The 6,750-nt window shown below is 56.1% G+C and carries 6 protein-coding genes and 1 pseudogene; all 7 read left to right on the forward strand.

The window, feature by feature from the left end:
• Positions 1-1,162 (forward strand): DUF2345 domain-containing protein (locus AACY31_RS27925; protein ID WP_339505521.1); only part of this gene is annotated, 1,162 nt, incomplete at its 5' end.
• Between the two features lie 13 nt (positions 1,163-1,175).
• On the forward strand, positions 1,176-1,940 hold the full coding sequence (locus AACY31_RS27930) for a DUF4123 domain-containing protein (protein WP_339505525.1): 765 nt from the start codon (positions 1,176-1,178) through the stop codon (positions 1,938-1,940).
• Between the two features lie 113 nt (positions 1,941-2,053).
• On the forward strand, positions 2,054-2,578 hold the full coding sequence (locus AACY31_RS27935) for a DUF3304 domain-containing protein (protein ID WP_445261585.1): 525 nt from the start codon (positions 2,054-2,056) through the stop codon (positions 2,576-2,578).
• Between the two features lie 86 nt (positions 2,579-2,664).
• The gene (locus tag AACY31_RS27940) at positions 2,665-3,123 is read left to right on the forward strand and encodes a DUF3304 domain-containing protein (protein ID WP_445261586.1); all 459 of its coding nucleotides are present in this window, start codon (positions 2,665-2,667) and stop codon (positions 3,121-3,123) included.
• 86 nt (positions 3,124-3,209) lie between these two features.
• A pseudogene (locus tag AACY31_RS27945) lies at positions 3,210-3,667 on the forward strand (DUF3304 domain-containing protein).
• Between the two features lie 86 nt (positions 3,668-3,753).
• Positions 3,754-4,212 carry a DUF3304 domain-containing protein gene (locus AACY31_RS27950; RefSeq protein ID WP_445261587.1) on the forward strand — a complete coding sequence of 153 codons (459 nt, stop codon included), beginning with the start codon at positions 3,754-3,756 and terminating at the stop codon, positions 4,210-4,212.
• Complete coding sequence (locus tag AACY31_RS27955) at positions 4,200-6,578, forward strand: T6SS phospholipase effector Tle1-like catalytic domain-containing protein (RefSeq protein ID WP_339505524.1); 2,379 nt, start codon at positions 4,200-4,202, stop codon at positions 6,576-6,578. Before AACY31_RS27950 ends, AACY31_RS27955 begins: the two co-directional genes overlap by 13 nt.
• Positions 6,579-6,750 lie beyond the last annotated feature (172 nt).

Genomic DNA, 6,750 nt, shown 5'->3' on the forward strand with positions numbered 1-6,750 from the left:
CGACTTCGAAGGCCGCTACAAGGTGCGTTTTTTGTTCGACCGCGACACCTGGGAAGCCGCCCGCTCAAGCGCCTGGCTGCGCCTGGCCCGGCCCTACGGCGGCGACACCCACGGCCTGCACTTCCCGCTGCAGGCCGGCACCGAAGTGGCGGTCGCGTTCGAACAAGGCGACCCCGACCGGCCCTACATCGCCCACGCCCTGCACGACAACGAACACCCGGACCTGGTCACCGCTCGCAATGAAAGACGCAACGTGCTGCGCACCCCGACCAATAACAAGTTGCGCATGGACGACACGCGGGGGCAGGAGCACGTCAAGCTCAGCACCGAGCACAGTGGCAAGAGCCAGTTGAACCTGGGGCATCTGGTGGATGCCGAGCGCAAGAAACGGGGGGAAGGGTTTGAGTTGCGCACGGATGGCTGGGGGGCGATTCGTGCTGGAAGAGGGCTGTTTATCAGTGCGGATGAACAGGTCAAGGCCAAGGGCGACGTCCTGAGCATGGACCCGGCCAGCGCCCAAGTCGAAGGCGCCAAACAACAGATGGCCGACTGGCAAGACATCGCCCAGGCCCATCACAGCCGCAAGCCCGACCTGGGCGGCTTGCAGCAATTTCAGGCCGACGCCAAAGACCTCAAGGCCGCGGCCATTTTGCTCAGCGCACCCAAGGGCATCGGCGCGGTCACCCCGGCCAGCTTGCTGCTCAAGAGCGGCGACGCGCTCTATCTGCAAAGCCAGGACCAAATCAACCTCGCCGCCGCCAAGCACCTGTCGGCCCATGCCAATCAAGGTATCTCGCTGCTGGCCCAGCAGGAAGGCATGCGCCTGGTTTCGGGCAAGGGTCCGTTGGAGATTGAATCCCACGGCGATGTGTTGGATTTGAAAGCCCAACAGGACATCAGCGTGCAGTCGGTGCAGGGGCATGTGCAGGTGACGGCGAAGAATGGGATCACGTTGGCGTGTGGCGGCGGGTTTATACGGATTAACCCAAGCGGCGCCATCGACATCCATAGCCCCGGCAAGCTGAACCTCAAGGGGCAACACGTTTGGGAGTTGCCTGCCGGGCAAAGCTTTGCGTTGGCGGATTTGCCGCAGTCGGTGTGTAAGGAATGTCTGGAGAAGGCTCGCAAAAACGCCGTCGGACTCTTGCCACGTGAAGGTTAAAAACAAGGAAAGCATGTACATGGCAACGCCAAGCGAATGGCAAGAACAGATTGAACACGTTTGCACTACGGCGGACATACATCGCGTCGACCTGCTGCTGGACCAGGCCGCCTGGGACAGCTGCGCCGTACCGGCATTAAAGCAACTGAGGCCGGAGGTTCCATGGCATTCATTGTTCGCCGGTACACCGGAGGAAAACCTGCTGGAACAGGCACCGCTGTTGATGCGGCTGGATCTGGGCCATTGGCAGCATCGCGCCTGGCTGGAACAACTCATGACTCACTGTGCAGCCGATGCCCGGCTGTTGGTCGCGATCTCACCGTTGTCCTTCGACGTCCTCAGCCAGGCCCTGCAAGCCCTGTCCCAGATGAAGTGGGGCGGGCGCCCCGGCTTGTTGCGGTATTACGACCCGCGCATCTTTCCGTTGTTGGTGTCGTCCATCTTGAACGACGAACAGCGAATCCAGTACCTGCTACCGGTCAGTTACTGGAGCTGGCTGGATCGGGACGGCCAGCCGCAATGGCGACGGGGCGCAAGCCAAACGCGGACCAGCATCGATATTCAATCCCTTGTTGAACTGAGCGATGAGCAATGCGACCTGATCGGCTGCATCTCCGATGCGCAGCAGCTGTTGAATGACGGGCGATTTGACCGGCTTGAGGAAAGTAAGGAACAGCGGTTTGCTTTGTTGTATCGGTTGGTCGTGCGGGCAAGTAAAGAGAATTACTTTGGAAAACTCAGTGAGTACGTGGAGCGATGTGTGCTTCCTGACTCTTGATGAATCGATTTGGCATTGTTCGCGATAGAGCTCGGCCAAAAAATCGCATGGAAAAATGTTCGAGTGAGGCAGGTTTTTCGTGCGATTTGAAATGTAAATAAAAGGACTTTGCCATGAGGCGTTTGATGTTAAGGAAGAGGATGAAGCGAGGGTTATATGCCTTGCTGGGTTTGATGTTGTATGGGTGTTCTTCTGCGGATAGCGGGATGGCAGGAGGAAATATTGAGGCCGTCAACCATACGCGAAATGCCATTAATTGGTTGTCCGTTAATGGTTATAGGGCTGACGGAGGGGGCGGCAGTTCCTGTTGCGTGATCATGCCGACGAAGTGGCGTCCTGGCTTGAAGGCTTATATTGAGTGGGAGGTTGATACAGATCCTTACGCATATTCGAAGTGGCCTCCATTGGGTACTGATGGCTATCGTGCGGCTCAAATAAAACATAAAGCCGACTATCAGCATCATAGTGCCACGGTGGAGATTCCGGAGTGGCCGGGGAAAGAGTCTTGTGCTTTAAAAGTGCATTTCCTGACGTGCAATCAAGTGAAGGTTACTACCGCATGCGCGGTATACGGTCAGCCCAATTACCCGATAAATGATCCTTTGGAAACGAAGGAGCCTGCTGTATGCCCGAAATAGAAAGCAACTTGAAGGCGAACAAAGGGCCGAGGCGATCGACGCTCAGGAAGGTGGCGCTGCGTGGGCTCTATGCCTTGTTGGGATTGATGTTGTATGGGTGTTCTTCTGCCGATAACGAGATGGCAGGAGGCAATATAGCGGCCGTCAACCATACGCTGAATGCCATTAACTGGCTGTCCGTCAATGGTTATAGGGCTTACGGCGGTGGTGGCAGTTCCTGTTGCATCATTATGCCGACGAAGTGGCGTCCCGGTTTGAAGGCTCATATTGAGTGGGAAGTTGATCCCGATCCTTTTGCGGATGCACCACCTTTAGGGACCGATGAGTTCAGAGCCTTTATGGTGAAGCATAAAGCCAACTACCAGCGTCATAGCACTATGGTAGAAATTCCGGAGTGGCCGGGAACGGAGTCCTGTGATCTTAAAGTGCATTTTCTGACGTGTAATCAGGTGAAGGTTACTACCGCGTGCGCGGTATACGGTCAACCCAATTACCCCATTAAAGAACCCAAGCAGATGAAGGAGCCTGCTGTATGTCCGAGATAGAAAGCAACTTAAAGGCGGACAGAGGGCTGAGGCGATCAACGCTAAGGAAAGTGGCGCTGCGTGGGCTCTATGCCTTGTTGGGATTGATGTTGCACGGGTGTTCTTCTGCCGATAACGAGATGGCGGGAGGGAACATACAAGCTGTCAACCATACGTTAAACGCCATTAACTGGTTGTCCGTCAACGGTTACAGGGCTCACGGAGGGGGGGCAGTTCCTGTTGCGTCATCATGCCGACGAAGTGGCGTCCTGGCTTGAAGGCTCATATTGAATGGGAGGTGGATCCCAATCGACATGCAAAATTGCCTTCGGTTACTTCAATTGAGTTTCGAGAGGCATATGCTAAACATTCAGCGAATTATCAGCGCCACAGCACCACTGTAGAGATTCCGGAGTGGCCGGAAACCAAGCGCTGTGGTTTAAGTGTGCATTTTTTGGTTTGCAATCAAGTTAAAGTCACAAGCTCTTGTTGGTCATACTACTCACCCAATTATCCTATTAAAGAACCCTTGGAAATGAAGGAACCTGCTGTATGTCCGAGATAGAAAGCAACTTAAAGGCGGACAGAGGGCTGAGGCGATCGACGCTAAGGAAGGTGGCGCTGCGTGGGCTCTATGCCTTGTTGGGATTGATGTTGCACGGGTGTTCTTCTGCCGATAACGAGATGGCGGGAGGGAACATACAAGCTGTCAACCATACGTTGAATGCAATTAATTGGTTGTCGGTCAACGGATACAGGGCCGACGGTGGTGGGGGACACTCCTGTTGTATTGTCATGCCGACGAAGTGGCGTCCCGGTCTGATGGCGCATATTGAGTGGGAGGTTGATCCCGATCCTTTTGCGGATGCACCACCTTTAGGGACCGATGAGTTCAGAACCTTTATGGTGAAGCATAAAGCCAACTACCAGCGTCATAGCACTATGGTAGAAATTCCGGAGTGGCCGGGAACCGAGCGCTGTGGTTTAAGTGTGCATTTTTTGGTTTGCAATCAAGTTAAAGTAACAAGTTCTTGTTGGTCATACTATTCACCCAATTACCCTATTAAAGAACCCTTGGAAAAGAAGGAGCCAGCTGTATGCCCGAAGTGAAAGATAATAATTCGAAAGCCAAGGCTTGGGCGCCGCCCATCTTTCCGGTCGGTGGACGCTTGCCCACAGATATTCGAAAGGTGACCGATAACTACAACAAACAGACCACAGAGGAAAATCGTTTTCGTCAAACGACCAATGATCGGGGTCAGAAGCGGCACTCCGCGTGCTGCCACAGCTTGCACGTCAGCCTGTTTTTTGACGGGACCAACAATAACGAGGACAACGACACCAAGAAGGGGCATCCGAGCAATATTGCCAAACTGTTCCATGCGTCACTCAGAGGTACACCGGCAAAAGAATGCGGCTATTTCTCTTACTACATGCCCGGTGTCGGTACCCCTTTCCCGGAAATTGGCGAGCTGGATTACAGCGAGGATGGACTGAAATACGCCACCGGTGGAGAAGATCGTATCAATTGGGCCTTGGTGCAGGTCGCGAGTGCGTTGTCGTTTGCATTGACCAGAAACGGAGTCGATGACGTCGTTGCCAAAACCAAGGTTGAGTCGATGAGCACCTCCAAAGGTCCCATGATGAGCATCTTCGGCGCCGGTCGGCGGCGACAAGTCATGAAAGGTCTGCTGGAACCGCTGAGACCCTATGTTCCCAAAACCAGACCTGAAGTGTTGGGCATCAAGCTCTTCGTCTACGGCTTCTCCCGCGGCGCGGCGGAAGCACGCACCTTCGTAACCTGGCTGAGCCAACTGTTCGACACGCCGGACGGGGCCGAGAATCCGGAACAGACATTACTGGGCCTTCCGGTGAGCATCGAGTTCCTTGGTGTGCTGGACACTGTGGCCTCGGTGGGCATCGCCCACGTCACGCCGTTTTTCGCCGGGCATATGGACTGGGCCGATGACAGCCAGTTGTTGCCGGACGCCAAAACATACCCGGATTTCGTCAAATGCTGCCGGCACTTTGTCGCGGCTTTTGAACAGCGCGCCTGCTTCCCGCTGGACTCGGTCCGCAACGAGGACGGCAACTACCCACGCAACACCTATGAAGTGGTGTATCCCGGCGTACACTCCGATGTCGGCGGTGGTTATCCGAAAAATGACCAGGGCAAAGCGCGCGGTGGCACTGATGAACTGGTGTCGCAGATAGTCCTGCACGATATGTACGCTGCGGCTTTCGCCGCCGGGGCGCCATTGCGGGTACCGGAGGCAGCATTGTCAAATCACTTGATAGTTGAGAAAAGCTGGCGGGCCTTGGGGTTAGATGTAACTGAGGAGTTCGATGTAAGCCCTAAAGTCATCGAACGCTTCAACGCCTGGCACCACCAAACCCTGCAAACAGTCCCGCCGGAGGATCAAGACAGCATCGCCACTGACGGCTATCACCCCTTGCTACTCACCACCACCGTTGAAGACACCCTGGCCGATCAACTGGGCTGGATCACCGGCTGGCGCATCGGCCGTTATGCCAATGACCTTGAGAAAGTTGACGACCGTCATCGATACAACGACAGCTACAAGCACCAACCTTTCTTCAAGGAGGCCATTGAAGTCACCGCCTATAACACGGACGAACAGCGCAGCGCTTATGAAGAAGCGAAGCGGATTGCGCTGAAAAACCGCCAGAAAGAACCCGCAGCGGCGATGAATCATCCCGGCCCGCCGATCTATGAGCCGCAGATTGACCAGACCCAGCTCAGCCAGGCCGCCACCGAGTTCAAGCACGACTACCTGGATATCGATCGCAAGCAGACCAGTTGGTCGGGCAAATTCCTGGATGTGGTGGTGCGCGATTCGGTTTACCTGCTCAACGAGAACGACGAGGTGCGGGATCACGCCAGCATCAAGGCAGCGGGCGAGCAGCGCAACAAACAGCTATTTCGTGACAAATTCGGTAGACCCAGCGGGGACCCCGGCCTGGCGCTGCTGGTGGCGTTGTTCGACGAACATATCCACGACTCGCGGGCTTGGTTCATGCACGACAAGCTGGCGTCCCGCGAATTGTGGGCCGGCTATTTCTTCTATCGCATGACCTATTTCGGCAACGAGAACAGCCGCGACCTGTCCCCGGTGGTGGTGGCCGGGCGGATGCTGGGCGTGGCGGTGCTGGCGGGCGCCACGGTGTATGGCATCAAGCGCGGCGGTGCATTGGGCGCCTTGGGTGGGCTGACGGCCGGCATGGGAGCGGCGACCATCGGTTACCGGGTGGTCGATAAGGCCACTGGCGCCGTGGTGCCGTTCCTGCCGGGTGCGGAAGAGATCTTGCAGCCGACGCGCCATATCGGCCAGGTGGTGACCGAGCAGAAGAAACAGATCGCCCTGGACGATTATCTGCAGCGTATGGAACGGACCGACGAAATGCTGCGTCAGGCCGGAAGCCTGGTGGAACCGGATGGCGAGGTGATCTCATGATGCCTTTGATCCGCGTAGGCGACCCGCTGCGTCCCTTCGGTGGCGAAGTGCTGGAAGGTTCCTTTCTGGCATTCGGGCAACCGATGGCATCTGTTGGGGGCAAGGTTCGCTGCGATATGCACGGCGAGAATCGCATCGCCCAGGGCGCGGCGGGTTTCAGCTTCAACGGCCA

This window comes from Pseudomonas sp. RL_105y_Pfl2_101 (assembly GCF_963970585.1).
Lineage (GTDB): Bacteria > Pseudomonadota > Gammaproteobacteria > Pseudomonadales > Pseudomonadaceae > Aquipseudomonas.

Bases quoted from the DNA above. Each gene is read 5' to 3' on its own strand.
- AACY31_RS27930 (WP_339505525.1), top strand. From the start codon at position 1,176: ATGTACATGGCAACGCCAAGCGAATGGCAAGAACAGATTGAACACGTT.
- AACY31_RS27935 (WP_445261585.1), top strand. From the start codon at position 2,054: ATGAGGCGTTTGATGTTAAGGAAGAGGATGAAGCGAGGGTTATATGCC.
- AACY31_RS27940 (WP_445261586.1), top strand. From the start codon at position 2,665: ATGTTGTATGGGTGTTCTTCTGCCGATAACGAGATGGCAGGAGGCAAT.
- AACY31_RS27950 (WP_445261587.1), top strand. From the start codon at position 3,754: ATGTTGCACGGGTGTTCTTCTGCCGATAACGAGATGGCGGGAGGGAAC.
- AACY31_RS27955 (WP_339505524.1), top strand. From the start codon at position 4,200: ATGCCCGAAGTGAAAGATAATAATTCGAAAGCCAAGGCTTGGGCGCCG.